This window comes from Streptomyces spectabilis, assembly GCF_008704795.1.
Taxonomy (GTDB): domain Bacteria; phylum Actinomycetota; class Actinomycetes; order Streptomycetales; family Streptomycetaceae; genus Streptomyces; species Streptomyces spectabilis.
This window is the reverse complement of sequence record NZ_CP023690.1, coordinates 9,297,036-9,310,544: the sequence shown is the minus strand read 5'-3', so window position 1 is coordinate 9,310,544 and position 13,509 is coordinate 9,297,036. Positions and strand designations below refer to the sequence as shown.

9 protein-coding genes and 1 pseudogene are annotated in these 13,509 nt (G+C 72.4%); 7 read left to right on the top strand and 3 right to left on the bottom strand.

The features are described 5' to 3' along the window. Positions 1 to 2: 2 nt before the first annotated feature. Positions 3 to 938, bottom strand: coding sequence for an RNA polymerase sigma factor SigJ (gene sigJ, locus CP982_RS39410; protein WP_150514883.1), 936 nt, complete (start codon positions 936 to 938; stop codon positions 3 to 5). Between the two features lie 215 nt (positions 939 to 1,153). On the opposite strand from sigJ, the gene CP982_RS39405 reads away from it, so the two are divergent. After that, positions 1,154 to 1,627 carry a carboxymuconolactone decarboxylase family protein gene (locus tag CP982_RS39405; protein WP_150514882.1) on the top strand — a complete coding sequence of 158 codons (474 nt, stop codon included), beginning with the start codon at positions 1,154 to 1,156 and terminating at the stop codon, positions 1,625 to 1,627. 95 nt (positions 1,628 to 1,722) lie between these two features. Here the strand turns inward: CP982_RS39405 and CP982_RS39400 are convergent, their stop codons facing one another. Further along, positions 1,723 to 2,109: a hypothetical protein gene (locus tag CP982_RS39400; protein ID WP_150514881.1), complete on the bottom strand. Its 387-nt coding sequence runs from the start codon at positions 2,107 to 2,109 to the stop codon at positions 1,723 to 1,725. A 443-nt stretch (positions 2,110 to 2,552) separates the two neighbouring features. On the opposite strand from CP982_RS39400, the pseudogene CP982_RS39395 reads away from it, so the two are divergent. The 4 genes and pseudogenes from CP982_RS39395 to CP982_RS39380 form a co-directional block, all read left to right on the top strand. Beyond that, positions 2,553 to 3,200: pseudogene (locus tag CP982_RS39395) on the top strand (ATP-binding cassette domain-containing protein); the annotation flags it as partial. Positions 3,201 to 3,343: 143 nt separating this feature from the next. Continuing rightward, positions 3,344 to 4,138 carry an ABC transporter permease gene (locus CP982_RS39390; protein ID WP_150514880.1) on the top strand — a complete coding sequence of 265 codons (795 nt, stop codon included), beginning with the start codon at positions 3,344 to 3,346 and terminating at the stop codon, positions 4,136 to 4,138. 16 nt (positions 4,139 to 4,154) lie between these two features. Next, entirely contained in the window at positions 4,155 to 5,549 is a 1,395-nt protein-coding gene (locus CP982_RS39385) for a sensor histidine kinase (RefSeq protein ID WP_229879072.1), read from the top strand. Between the two features lie 12 nt (positions 5,550 to 5,561). After that, positions 5,562 to 6,206 (top strand): response regulator transcription factor, encoded by a 645-nt coding sequence (locus CP982_RS39380; RefSeq protein ID WP_150514878.1) that lies wholly within the window; start codon positions 5,562 to 5,564, stop codon positions 6,204 to 6,206. A gap of 47 nt (positions 6,207 to 6,253) precedes the next feature. Here the strand turns inward: CP982_RS39380 and CP982_RS39375 are convergent, their stop codons facing one another. Beyond that, positions 6,254 to 7,072 (bottom strand): septum formation family protein, encoded by an 819-nt coding sequence (locus tag CP982_RS39375; protein ID WP_150514877.1) that lies wholly within the window; start codon positions 7,070 to 7,072, stop codon positions 6,254 to 6,256. A 191-nt stretch (positions 7,073 to 7,263) separates the two neighbouring features. Between CP982_RS39375 and CP982_RS39370 the strand changes: the two genes are divergently transcribed. Together CP982_RS39370 and CP982_RS39365 are read left to right on the top strand one after the other, a co-directional pair. Then, the gene (locus CP982_RS39370) at positions 7,264 to 9,915 is read left to right on the top strand and encodes a dynamin family protein (RefSeq protein WP_150514876.1); all 2,652 of its coding nucleotides are present in this window, start codon (positions 7,264 to 7,266) and stop codon (positions 9,913 to 9,915) included. Positions 9,916 to 9,929: 14 nt separating this feature from the next. Further along, positions 9,930 to 13,505, top strand: coding sequence for an Hsp70 family protein (locus CP982_RS39365; protein ID WP_150514875.1), 3,576 nt, complete (start codon positions 9,930 to 9,932; stop codon positions 13,503 to 13,505). Positions 13,506 to 13,509 lie beyond the last annotated feature (4 nt).

The window sequence follows — 13,509 nt, the reverse complement described above, 5'->3', positions numbered from 1 at the left end:
AGTCAGGCCGTCGTCCACGGCCGGAGCTTCTCGGGGTTGCGTACCGACCAGAAGCGGCTGATCCGGTCCCCCGCGAAGTCGAACGCGACCACGGACGCGATGGCGCCCTCGTGCTCGACCACCAGGCCGGGCTGACCGTTGACCGTCCGCTCCACGAGCATCAGGTCGGGCACCATGGTGATCACAGTGACGAGCTGGCGTGCGACCGCCTCGTTCCCCACGGTGAGCGGCACGGTGCTGACCATTCCCCCGCCGTCGGCGAGACCCACGGCATCGGGGTCGAGGAGGTCCACGAGGGCGGCGATGTCCTTGGCCTCCCACGCCTCCTTGAACCGCCTGACGACGGCGGCGCGCTGTGCCGCCGGGGTCGCCGCGGGCGCGTCCGACGCGCGCATGCGGCGGCGCGCCGACGAAGCCAGCTGACGGCACGCCGCCGGTGTCCTGCCGACGATCTCGGCCACCTCGGCGAAGGAGTAGCGGAAGACGTCGTGCAGGACGAACGCCACGCGCTCGGCCGGAGTCATCGACTCCAGCACCACGAGGAACGCCATGCTGACCGACTCGTCGAGGGTGACCCGGTCGGCCGGATCGGCCGCCCTGCCGCCCGACCGCGCGTCCGCCCACTCCCTGTGGTCCGGCACCGGCTCCGGAAGCCATGCGCCCACATAGCTCTCGCGCCGGGCCCGCGCCGAGCCGAGCAGATCGAGGCAGATGCGGCTCGCGACCTTCGTCAGCCAGCCCCCGGGCGAGGCGATGGCCTCCCGCCGCTCGCGGGACATGGCGTACCAACGGGCGTACGTCTCCTGTACGACGTCCTCGGCGTCGGCGAGGGAGCCGAGCAGCCGGTACGCGACGTTGATCAGCTGACGCCGCTCGCTCATGATCGCGCTCAAGCCCGGGTCCAGGCCGTCGTCCTCGGATTCGTACGGGGTCCTCATGGTGTCGCTGCTCCTTTGGCCGTGTCCGCCGTCACCAGTACGACGAAGCAGCCCGCCGAAATGTGAGATCGGCGCGGGGCCTCACATTCCGCGAGGCTGCCTCGTCGGAGGTGCGCAGCGAGCACGGCTCGTGACTGCGGCGCGCACGCGGTCCCACGAGCGGCGCTCCGTCCACTCGGCGCGGCCTGGTGGTCGCGCGTACCAAGGAGATCATCATGGAACCCCGTCTCAACTTCCTCGCCCACCCGGCCTCGGGCAAGGCCCTCAAGCACCTCGCATCGGCGGGCAAGGCGCTCGCGGAGTCCACCCTGCCCGACGCGACCCGGGAGTTGGTGGCGCTGCGGGCCAGCCAGATCAACGGCTGCGGCTTCTGCGTCGACATCCACACCAAGGAGGCCACGCACGCGGGAGAGACCCTCACCCGGCTCCACCTGCTCGCGACGTGGCGGGAGGCCTCGGTGTACACCGAGGCCGAGCGGGCCGCCCTGGAGCTCACGGAGCAGGGCACCCGCATCGCCGACGCGGCCGGCGGGGTCACCGAGGAGACCTGGGCCAACGCCGCCAAGCACTTCGACGAGGACCAACTCGCCGCGCTGGTGGCGGAGATAGCCGTCATGAACGCCTTCAACCGCCTGAACGTCATCACCGCGAACCCCGGAGGTGACTACCAGGTGGGCCAGTTCGCCTAGGACGGGCCGAGCGCGGGACCGCGGTGTCCATCGCGGTCCCGCGCCCGTCCGATTCCGCTGTCGGCTACCAGCCGCCGGCTGTCAGCCGCCAGCTGTCAGCGGATCGGCCGGAACGAGTAGTAGTGGTGGGACGGGTCGTTCCACGAGAAGCCCGGGGAGACCAGTGCGGTCGCGCTGCCGGAGCAGTTGCTGGTGGGCCACAGGTGGACCGTGCGGTTGGTCTTGTTGGTCCCTCGGACGGCGCCGCCCGAGGACGTGTTGTAGCAGCGGCCGACCTCGGGGTCGAACTCGATGGTGCGCGCGCCGCTGCTCTCGTAGTACTCGAAGTAGCAGCTGCCACCGCCGGGCGGCGGGCACGCGGGTTCTCGGGCCTCGGCTGCCGCTCTGGACCCGGTCGCGCCGCCCGTCTGGGCCAGGCCGGTGAGGCCCAGGGCGAGCACGCAGGTCAGGGCGATGCGCAGGGTGGTCTTGGGGTACGTCATGGTTCCGCTCCTCGGTGTCGCGAGCACGCTCTGGTGCTTGCCCAGCTGATGTTTGACGGCTGATGTTTGACGGCTAGGGCTGTCGGCGGGTGTTTGTCCCGACACTTCCGGATCGTGAGGTCCACGCGGCACGGTCGTCCATCACCCACACGAGCGGGAGCGGCGCGCAGGGGGGCTCGTTGGCTGGATCCTCGGGGTGCGGGCGGCGCCGTCGCCGTCGCCGTCGCCGTCCGGGGATCGTGATCGGTCGCTGCTGGCTCTCGTCGTCGGCTCTCGTCGTCGACTTTCGTCGTCGACTTTCGTCGCTTGCGGCCGATCGCCGCCTGGGGGAAAACCCCCAGGTCAGTCGGAGGAAATCACCGTTCCTGCGGTGCTGGTGGGCGGCCTAGCGTGAGGTGTGTTGACCACGCCGGGCGCGGGCCGGGCTTACCGCAGGAGTTGTGATGATCGAGGTCCAAGAGCTCACCAAACGGTACGGACCCACCACCGCCGTGGACGCCCTGAGTTTCGAGGTGCGTCCGGGGGCCGTGACGGGCTTCCTCGGGCCGAACGGCTCGGGCAAGTCGACCACGATGCGCATGGTCATGGGCCTGGACAAGCCCGACACCGGCTGGGCCCGGATATCCGGACGCCTGTACGGGGAGCTGAGCTGGCCCCTGCGTGAAGTGGGCGCACTCCTGGAAGCGCGCACATTCCATCCGGGCCGCAGCGCGCGGGCGCACTTGGCGGCGCTCGCCGCAGGCGGTGGCATCGCGAGGGCGCGGGTGGACGAGGTGTTGGGTGTCGTCGGCCTGAGTGACGTCGCCGGGCGGCGGGCGGGGACGTTCTCGCTGGGGATGGCCCAGCGACTCGGGATAGCGGCCGCGCTCCTGGGCGATCCGGAGGTACTCCTCTTCGACGAGCCGGTGAACAGCCTCGACCCGGAAGGCGTGCGCTGGATCCGCGAGTTGATGCGCTCCCTGGCCGCCGAGGGCCGCACCGTGCTGCTGTCGAGCCATCTCATCAGCGAGATGGCGCTCACCGCCGACCACTTGGTGGTGATCGGACAGGGGCGGCTCCTCGCCGACACCTCGGTGCGAGAGCTCACGGCGGACGGCCGCTCACTCGAAGAGGCGTTCTTCGAGCTGACCAGCGGATCCGCCGAGTACCGCGGCGTCACCACCCCTCCGTTCCCCAGTACTCCCCAGCGGGCCCGCGGCGTCACCAAGCCCGTCGGCGCCGAGAGGAATCCGCAATGACCACCCTCGCCACCACCGCCAGTGCCCCCGCCAGGTACGGCTTCCGTCAGGCCGCCCGCATGGAGTGGGTCAAGCTGCGCACCCTGCGCTCGACGTTCTACGCGCTGTTGCTCACCGTGGTGAGCATGGTCGCGATCGGCGTCGTCACCATGGCCAACACCAAGGCGCCGTCGCCGGACAAGGCAGCCACCTTCGATCCGACGAACAACGTCCTCGCGGGTGTCGCCCTCGGCCAGTTGCTCATCGGGGTCCTCGGCGTCCTCATCGTCACCGGGGAGTACTCCTCCGGGTCCATACGCTCGACACTCGCCGTCCTACCCGACCGCCGCCTCCTGCTGACCGCCAAAGCGTGCGTGTACGGCGGGGTGGTGCTCCTCGTGGGCGAGGTCGTCGCCTTCCTGACGTTCTTCGCGGGGCGTGCCGCCCTGGCCGCAGGGGTGCCGAGGCCGGACCTCGGGGACGCGGGAGTGCTGCGGGCCGTGCTGATGTCCGGCGCCTATCTGGGGATGATCGGCCTGATGGGCCTGGGGATCGGCGCGATCATCCGGCACACGGCGAGCGCCATCGCCTCGCTCGTCGGCGTCACTTTCGTCCTGCCCGCGCTCATCGGCGGCATATCGGGTCCCACCGTCGCCAAGTACTTCCCTACCATGATCGCTGGTAACTCCCTCGCGGTCACCAAGCCGGTCTCCGACATGCTCGCTCCATGGACCGGATTCGCCGTCCTGTGCCTGTACACCGCCGTTGTCCTCGGCGTGGGCGCACGGCTGCTGGCCCGACGCGACGCCTGACAGGAAAATGATCACTATGCACGACACCAGCGAGGCTCCCTCGCGCTCGCACTCCCCCACTGCCTCCGGGCGCTCCTTCCTCCGCGTGATGCTGCGAGCGCCCCTGACACGGCGCGCCTGGAGAGAGACGGCCTACTGCCTGCTCGCCCTTCCGCTCGGGCTTGTGGGCGGCGTCGTCCTGGCCGTATTGCTCGCCCTGGGCGCGGGCCTGGCGGTGTCGCTGCTCGGCGCGGTCGTCGGTGTCCTGATCCTGGTCGCTGGGGTGCGACTGGCGCGGGCCCTCGGCTCGGTGCACCGGCGCATGGCAGCGGGGCTCCTCGGCGAGCGGTTGCCGGCCCTGGAGCCGCCCTCCGCGGGCACGGGGCTCTTCGGACGGCTCGACGCGGGGCTGCGGGACGGCGTGGGCTGGCGAGCCGTGTCCTACGTCCTGGTGAAGCTGCCGGTGAGCGCACTCGGGATGTATGCGGTGCTGTGGTGGCTGACCGGTCTGGTCAATGTCACGGCGCCGCTGCGGTGGGCGGTCTTCGGGCAGCAGCCGAGCCCCGGTGACACGGACGGCATGCCCGTCCTCACGCCGATTCCGGCCGGTGACCTCGAAGTGGACACCTTCGCCGGGACGTTCGGGGCCCTTGCGCTGGGTGTGGCGCTGCTGCTGCTCGCACCGTGGCCGACACGGCTTGTGGTATCGGCCGACCGCTGGCTGCTGCGTGCCCTGCTCGGCCCGAGTCAGCTCGCCGACAGGGTGCGTGACCTGGAGGAGACCCGCGCCCTGGCGGTCGACGACTCGGTGGCGCTGCTGCGCCGCGTGGAGCGCGATCTGCACGATGGAGCGCAGGTCCGGCTCGTCGCGGTCGCCATGAGCCTGGACATGATCAAGGAGCGGCTCGGCACGGCGGACAGTGACGACCGGGCCGATCCCTCCGACGACCCCATCGACCTGACCCGTGTGCGACAACTCGTCGACGGTGCCCATCGGAACGCGACCGAGGCACTCACCGAACTGCGCGACCTCGCCCGGGGCCTGCACCCGCCGGTGCTCGACGACGGTCTGCCGGACGCCCTCGCCACGCTCGCCGCCCGCAGCAGCATCCCGGTCGAGCTGACCGCTGATGTGCCCCGGCGCCCCACCCCGGCGATCGAGACCATCGCGTACTTCTGCGCGGCCGAGCTGCTCACCAATGTGATCAAGCACAGCGGCGCGACGCAGGTGATCCTCACGGTGGACGAGTGCCACGACGGGATGCTGCGGCTCCAGGTCGTGGACGACGGCCGGGGCGGTGCGGCCGTCGGCGCGGGCAGCGGCCTGACCGGTCTCGTCCAGCGGGTGCGCCCGGTCGACGGCCGACTGGTGGTCCACAGCCCCGAGGGTGGACCGACGACAGCGGTCGTCGAGCTGCCGATGCACGCGTGAGAGCATTCCACCATGCGTGTCGTGATCGCCGAGGATGCCGCTGTACTGCGGGAATTGCTGGCCCAGATGCTTGTGGAGCGGGGGCATGAGGTGTGTGCAGCCGTCGGTGACGCGGACGCACTGCGCGTGGCGGTGGCCGAGCACCGACCCGACGTCACCGTCGTCGACATCCGGATGCCGCCGTCCCATACGGACGAGGGCCTACGGGCCGCCATCGACATCCGCCGTACGCACCCGGGCACGGGAGTGCTGCTGTTCTCGCAGTACGTGGAGACGAAGTACGCCACGCGGCTGCTCGCGGGCGGCTCGGCAGGGGTGGGCTATCTGCTGAAGGACCGGGTCGCCAACATCGCGGAGTTCGCGGACGCGCTGGAGCGGGTGGCGGCGGGCGGCACCGCGCTCGATCCCGAGGTCGTCACCCAGCTCGCGGGCGCGAGCCACCGCGCGGCGGAGCTGGCGCCGTTGACCGAGCGGGAGCGGGAGGTGCTGAAGCTGATGGCGGAGGGCCGTTCGAACGCGGCGATCGCACAGGCCCTCGTGGTGTCGGCGGGCACGGTGGAGAAGCATGTGGCGGCGGTCTTCGACAAACTGGGGCTGCCCGTGTCGCACGACCACAACCGACGGGTGCTCGCGGTGATCCGCTATCTGCGGGCCTGATGAGCCGCACAGGTCCCACGTCCGACGGCGCGACCGTGGAGTGCTGGTCAGTCGGAGGCGGTGAAACCGGGGGCGTCCGACAGGGCTGAGCCGTACAGCGCGCTCTTCGAGCGGTCCATGAGGTAGCAGAAGACGGGGCGGCGGCCCACGCTCCAGGAGGAGCGGCCGACGGTGCCCGCGGTCCAGTTCAGGTCGTCGGTGCCGAGGTAGGCGTCGGTGAAGGCGGTGAAGCGCTGTGCGCACTGTTGTCGGGCGTGCGCCTGGGCGACGGCGTCCCCGGGGTAGGTGGTGGCTCGATAGCGCGGGGCGGTGGCGAAGAGCTCGAAGTGGTGGGCGTCGTCGCAGTCGACGCGCAGCGCTGTGGTGCGGGCCTCGCGTGCGGCCACGCAGTCACCCACGTCGAGGTCGGCCCAGCTGACGGGCGTACCGGAGGGGGTGTCTGTGCCCGGATCGGTGTCGGTGGCCGTGGCAGCGTCCGTGGCTGTGGTTGTGGCTGTGTCCGTGGCCGAAGGAGAGTCCTCGCCTCCTGCCGCCGCCGTGGTCGTGTGCGTGTCCGTGGAGGTGTGCGGTGTGCGTGAGCGGTCGGGGAAGGGGCCTACGCCCCAGGCGGGCAGCCAGTCGTTCGGAAGGGTCTCCTGGCTGAGGGCGGCCGCCGCCGAGGTGCCCAGGGCGAGCACGGCCACGAGCACGAGGGCGCCGCGTCGTACCCGGCGGCGGCGCGGGGCGGTGGGGCGGCCGGGGCCCGGCCCGTCCACGTGTCGTCCGGTGGGCAGGTCGGGCTCGGGGACCCAGGAGTACGGGATCTGGAACTCCCCCGGGTCCCGCGCGTAGGGGTCCCCCTGATGTCCCTGGCGCGGCGTGGCCATATCCCGAGGGTGCCAGGCGCAGGTCGTACCGAGTACAACTCCGCGCGAATTCAGGGAAATTGGCACATCCTGTTGCCCAACGGGGGCGTTTCGCGGGACATTGCCCTGAGCGCCGACTGCGGCGGTTCGTCACGGTCCCGAGGGCCGGTGGCACCCTGCGCGGGGACGGCGCAGGGGGGAGGTCCGCTGTCATGGGCGCCAGTACGGACATGTACGCCCAGTGGGCGGTCGGCATGCTCGAAGCCCTGGAGCGCGCTCCGGCGCACGATCCGGACGAGGACGCGCTCGCGTCCCGGCGGGCGGAGTTCCGGTCGGGGGTCGCCCATCTCCTGGGGGAGGCGCGTGATCCGCTGTCGATCGGTGTGGTCGGCGAGTTCAGCGCGGGCAAGTCGCTGCTGATCGAGGCGCTGCTGGGGATGCCGGGTCTGCTGTCGGTGAGCCACGTGCCGACCACGGGGAACGTGACGGCCATCCGCATAGACCAGTCGAGCGACGGGGAGCCGGGGCCGTCGTTGCAGGAGCGCGCGGTCGTCTACTGCACGGCGCCCGAGACCGCCGAGCTGATGGCGCATCTGCACGGCAGGCTGAAGGAGTTGGCGGGCCTGGAGGGGCTTGGCGAGCGGGAGCTGGACGAGCTGGGTGCGGCGCGGCCGGGGCCCGAGGGGTGGCAGCCGCTGGTCGACTGGTGCCGCCGGTACGGCCTTTCCGCGCAGGGCTCCAAGATGAGTGCCGTCGCCGAGGAGACCCTGCTGCTGCACGGCGCGTACGAAGAGGGCGCGCCGCTGCTCGGGCGGCGCTACGACCTGTCCGACGCGCAGGCCAAGCAGGCCATGTCGCTGCCCAGCGTGCCGCGGGAACGGGACGGCGGCTGGGACCGGCGCGGCACGGCGGCGCCGGGCAGCCGGATCCCGGACGACGTGCTCGCCGCGTGCGTACCGCTGATCAGGAAGGTCGAGCTGCGGGTGCGGGTGCCGCGGACCGTGTGGGACCTGGGGGACGTGGGCGCGCTCACGCTGATGGACTTTCCCGGTCTGAACAGCCCCAAGTCGGGTGTGCGGGACCGGTTCCTGAGCCGGCGCGAGCTGCGTGACATCCACACCGTGCTGGTCCTGATGAACGCCCAGCGCGGACCCGTGGCCAGTGAGCAGGACTTCTTCGACATGCTGCGCGAACCCACGGCGGACGGGCGCGAGCGCAGGTCGGACGAGGAGCTGCGCGAGAGCATCCTGGTCGCGGGCGGCCGCTTCGACCAGCTGCCGGTCGACGACGCGGCCGGCCTCGAGGCCGCGCTCCTGGGCGCGCCCGAGCGCCTGACGGAGCGGCGGCTGCTCGGCCAGAAGGACACCGGGGTGCTCGACGACATCGTCGAGGCCTCGCAGTCACTGCTGCCCGCCGGGCAGCACAAGCAGCTCATCCTGGTTTCGCCCATGGTGGGTCTCGCCGCGCTGCGCGCCTCCGGCGTCCTCGGCGGCGAGGGGGCGGACGGGACGCGCGCCCGCGTGCGCGAGGCGGGCAGCGACACCGGCCAACCGGTGCTGACCGGCCTGTGGGCGCGCGTCGCCGACCGGCTCGAAGCGGACGCACCGGGCAGCGGGCTGATCCGGGCGCTGCGGGAGTACGCCCACGACGGCGGGCTGCGGCTGCTGCGCGGTGAACTCACCGCGCACGCCAGGGAGCACGGTGGCACCCTCAAGAGCAGCGCGGTGCGCCGTCGGGCCGGAGCGGTGGAACGGGCCCGGCTCGCGCTGATCACCGCGGAGCGCTCGGCGCACCCGGAGACGGAGTACCCGCCCGCGTACCAGGAGATCCAGCGGACCCTGCACTCCACACGGCAGGCGCTGGCCGCGCTGCGCGAGGTGCTCGTCCTGGAGCGGGCCACGGACGGGGCGCGCGGCGACGACGCGCTGCGCCGGCACTTGGTCGACGAGGCCGCCGTGGCGGTCGCCGCATGGCCGCAGTGGAAGGAGCTGTTCGCGGCGGTGGACCGGGAGCGGCACCTGGTCGTGGCGCCGCACGCCACCGAGGGCGACGCGGACTTCGCCCAGCACGTGCAGGACGAACTGGCGCTCCTCGGCCTCTTCACGCAGGAGCCCGCCGCCGCGGAGAGCGATCCGGCGCCGGGCATTCCGAGCGGCCCCGAGGAGCTCCTGGTGGCGTTCCGGGCGTCGCACGAGGCGCTGCTTGCCCTCGTTCACGACCGGATCCGGGCCGCGTACGAGGCGCGGCTCGACGACCACGCCGACTCCCTCGAGGACCTGCGCCGCGACTGGATCGAGATCACCGCGGAGGAGCAGCGGCGCGGCAAGCTGCCCCCGCCGCGCCGGGACCGGCTCGGCGCGCTGATCGCCACGACCAACCCGGAGTGGTACCGCGCGGAGCTGCGGCAGACGGTGCCCCCGCAGCCGGATCCGGTGGACGTGGACGCCGGCTTCCCGCTGCGGCTCGACCGCTGTTTCCCCTGGCATCCGGACCAGCCCGAGGACCGTGACCCGCTGGAGCGCCATGTCGCGCATGTGGTCCGGATGCGGCGCGAGCTGGTCGCCGCCCTCGTGGATCTGGTGCACGGGCATCTGGCTGCCCACCAGGCGGAGTTCGCGCGGCAGGCGGGCAAGGCCCTGGCACAGGGCGAGCGCTATGTGAACGCCACCGACACGCCCGAGCTGCTCCTGTCCGGCCTGCGCGGCGACGGCGCGGCCCAGGGCGGCGCCCCACTGGACCTGGCCGCGCGCCTGGAAGCGATGCCCCTGCCCCGGCCGTCCGCGCGCCCCGGCGCGGCCCGCGGCGGGCGGACGTCCACCGTCAAGGGCCCCGCCCAGCAGCCCACCGCCCTGCGCAAGTCCTGACCCACGGAGACGCCATGGGACTGCATGCCCGTTTCGTAGCCTCGGGGCCGTCGTGCGTGGCGGACGCCCGCGGCGGCGGATTCACCCTGCTCGGCCCGCTGTCGGCCGTCCAGCTGCCCGATGTGGAGCTGCGGCCGACCGGCGGGGGTGTCGTCGTCAGCAAGGCCGAGGTGCTGCACACGGACCCCGGCCTTCCCGTGCTCGAAAGGACCGCGCTCGACGGCGCGTTCCGCTCCGTGGAGGGCCAGGTCGTCAGGGCGCCGGTGACCGTGCGGGCGCGCGGTGCCGTGGCGCTGGCCGAGCGTCTTGAGCGGACCGCGCTGCCGCTGGTCGTCCGCTTCACGCATCACGAGATCAATCCGGTCACCGGGCGTCCCGTGGGCACCATCCACGCCACGACCGAGGTCTCCACCATCCTGCGTCTGGACATGGCCATGGCCCCACCCGTGCCACCCGTCCCGCCGGTCCCCCCGGCCTCCCAGGCCGCTTCGGCACAGAGCTCCGGCTCCAGCTCCGGACAGTGGTACGACGCCGAGCTGTGGTCCAGGTCTGCGGCCAGTGAGCCCGCCCGGCGCGGCGACGCCTTCGCCGCGCCCAGCGCGTCCCACGCCGCGCCCGCCGACCCCGCGCCCCGGCCCCCCGGGGCCGCCGAGCCCACCGGTGCCGCGCCCGGCGGCCCGGGAGCACGCCGGGTGCCGGAGGGCGCCGTGCGTCACTTCGGCTTCGCGGCGGTGGACTTCGGCACGACGAACTCCACGGTCACCGTCCACGACATGCGCCAGCTCGACGTGCGCGCCATGTCGCGGTACCAGGAGGGGCGTCTGCGCAAGGAGCTGATGAAGCTGCTCGCCGATCCGGACGCGTGCGCCGGGGAGCGGGCGCAGTGGCGCGAACTGCTCACCGACGTCGCGCGGCAGTACCTCACGGAAGGCGACGCTCCACGGGCCGAGGCGGGCGGCGGGCAGGCGCTCGCGAACGCCTTGGAGAGCGGGTACGGCGGAGACGGCTGGGTGCACGCGCTGTACACCGCGCTCGAACTGCGGATCGCGTCCCGGGACGAGCGGCTGCGCCGGGCGGCGACGCCCCTGCTGCACCAGTGCTACCACCGGGCCTTCGACGAGTTGCCGCTGGACGTGCTCAGGCTGTTCCCCGTCGACCTCGACCAGTTGGGCGGCACGGAGCTGGCCAGCCGCATCGAGGTCGTCGCCACGAACCCGGAGCTGCGGGTGCGGATGGGCCAGGAGCGGATCCCGGTGGGCGGACTGCCCATGGGCGGGGCCCAGTCGTACCGGGGCGTCAAGCAGTATCTGGGACGCGATCACGAGATGCCGGGCCTCGAGCGCTTCACGGCCGACGACCTGATCCGTGAAGGGCTGCGCTATCTGCTCGACCAGACGGACGACTACCTCGCCGCCAACCCCAAGGAGTTCCACCAGGGCAGGCTGGACCACGTCGTGATGACGTATCCGACGGTGGCGCCGCCCGGGGTGCGCCGCAGGCTGCGGGAGCTGGTCGGCGCGGGGGCCGACGGCGCGGGCGACGGGCTCGGCGTGACGCTGGTGGACACCCAGTTCGACGAGGCGGTGGCGGCCGCGCTCTTCTTCATCATGCGGGACTTCGGCGGCGACTTCGTGGCCGGTGTCGAGGCGTTCCGGGCGCGCTGCCGCCCGCTGCCCGGCCCGTCCCCGGCCTGGCAGCAGAACGTCCTGGTCATCGACATCGGCGGCGGCACCACTGACCTGGCCCTGATCAATCTGCGGCTCAAGGACGCGACGCCCGACCCGGTGCCGGGTCAGGATCCCCGGTTCACCGGCCGTCTGTACGTCCTCACGCCCACGCTGCTCGGGTCCACCGGCCACCTCCAGCTGGGCGGCGACCTCATGACGCTGCGCCTCTTCCGCTGGTACAAGGCGGCCTTCGCCGACCATCTGCTCACCGGCGAGGCGGAGCGGTTCGAGCACGTCGTGGGCTCGCTCAAGGCCCCGTACGCCGTCGACGGCCGCTATGTGCCGCGCACCCTGCTCGACCGCGACCCCGAGATCGAGGGGTATCCGGCGGACCTGGTGGACCGCGTGGTGCCCACGCGGTGGAGCGCCGACACCGTGGTGGCGGCGGACCGGGAGGACGCGGAGCAGACGTTCTGGCTGCTGTGGGAGCTGGCCGAGGACGCCAAGTTCCGGCTCGGCGCGGGCGAGGCCGCGTACCAGCCGCTGCCGGAGACGCTGGAGGTGCTCCTGGGGCGGCTCGGGGCGGCGGGCGAGCACGCCGGGGCAGGCGGCGCGTGGACGCCGGTGCTCGATGCCGCGACGTTCGCGGGGCTCCTCGCGCCGGACCTCAAGGAGATCATGGATCTCGTGGTCGCCCTCACGAAGAACATCGTGACGGCCAGCGAGCTCGACCGGATCTTCCTCACCGGCAAGAGCAGCCGGATGCCGCTGGTGCGCCACACCTTGGAGCGCAGGCTGCGGCAGGAGAGCGAGGTGCGGTGGAACCCCGCGGGCGTCGCCGTGGAGGAGGAGTACGGCAAGAAGGCGACGTCCATCGGGGCCTGCTGGGGCCACCACGTCCGCCGGTTCGCGCACACCGTGCGCAACGCCCAGGGCGTCCTCGGCCGCGGCCGCTACGTGCTGCGCATCGAGGTGGACAACCTCAGCTACTACCTGCCGTGCGACTTCGGCCCGACGTACCAGCTGGCGGCCAACGACCCCACGCACGCGCTGCTGAGGGTCGGCGCGCGGCTCAGTCCCATCGGACCCGGCGGCACCTGGGCGGTGCGCAGCAAGTGGCAGAGCCTGCCCGCGAGTCTGCGCATCCACCGCAACATCGGCACCGGCTGGAAGGAGTGGGGCGCCTTCGACCCGGACGCCTGGGTCCGCCTGGAGGAGCCCGGCTTCACGCTGAACATGGCGGAGTGGACCCGCGAGGCGAAGTTCCAGGTGGAGGTGAACGCCGATCTCGACCTGGCCGTGCACCTCGCGCGCGGCGCGCCGCAGTACGAGGTGGAAGGCCCGGCCCCGGTCCAGGTCGACCTCGGCGGCGGCCCCGGCGGCCAGTGGGTGCCGATCGAGATCGTCGCCGACAACCGGGTGGCCGGGGACCGGCCGGACAAGGGCGTGGTCGTCTTCAGCCTGCTCCAGGACCCACGCCGCCCCGCGGCGGCGCAGGCCGAGGCTCCGCGCTTCGACGAGGTGTTCCGGGTGCGGGGCGCGGGGCCGGACACGCGGGCGGTGCGGGGCATGACGAGCGGGCCGATCGGGCCGCCGCCGTACGACGGCTGGTCGTTCTATCTGCGCTATCCCGGAGAGCCCGAGCGGAAGTGGGACCTGCTCGGCGTCGTGTCCGTGCCCGAGCGGAGCGGCACGGAGTCGGCGTACGGCGCCGAAGGCATGGAGGCCGAGCAGGGAGTGACGTACGTGGCGACGCTCGACGAGCAGGGGCTGCTGCGGGTGCACCGGGAGCCGGTCCCGTACTGGAGGGCCGCCTCGCTCGCCGGGATGTGGGGCGCGCCGGGTTCGGTGTTCCGAGTGGACATGAGCGACACGAAGGCCTCGTACATCGCCGAGCGCGATCCGTTCAACGGGGGGCACTGATCGC

Excerpts from the sequence above, each read along its gene's own strand:
- sigJ (WP_150514883.1), bottom strand. The coding sequence starts at position 938 with ATGAGGACCCCGTACGAATCCGAGGACGACGGCCTGGACCCGGGCTTG.
- CP982_RS39405 (WP_150514882.1), top strand. The coding sequence starts at position 1,154 with ATGGAACCCCGTCTCAACTTCCTCGCCCACCCGGCCTCGGGCAAGGCC.
- CP982_RS39400 (WP_150514881.1), bottom strand. The coding sequence starts at position 2,109 with ATGACGTACCCCAAGACCACCCTGCGCATCGCCCTGACCTGCGTGCTC.
- CP982_RS39390 (WP_150514880.1), top strand. The coding sequence starts at position 3,344 with ATGACCACCCTCGCCACCACCGCCAGTGCCCCCGCCAGGTACGGCTTC.
- CP982_RS39385 (WP_229879072.1), top strand. The coding sequence starts at position 4,155 with ATGCACGACACCAGCGAGGCTCCCTCGCGCTCGCACTCCCCCACTGCC.
- CP982_RS39380 (WP_150514878.1), top strand. The coding sequence starts at position 5,562 with ATGCGTGTCGTGATCGCCGAGGATGCCGCTGTACTGCGGGAATTGCTG.
- CP982_RS39375 (WP_150514877.1), bottom strand. The coding sequence starts at position 7,072 with ATGGCCACGCCGCGCCAGGGACATCAGGGGGACCCCTACGCGCGGGAC.
- CP982_RS39370 (WP_150514876.1), top strand. The coding sequence starts at position 7,264 with ATGGGCGCCAGTACGGACATGTACGCCCAGTGGGCGGTCGGCATGCTC.
- CP982_RS39365 (WP_150514875.1), top strand. The coding sequence starts at position 9,930 with ATGGGACTGCATGCCCGTTTCGTAGCCTCGGGGCCGTCGTGCGTGGCG.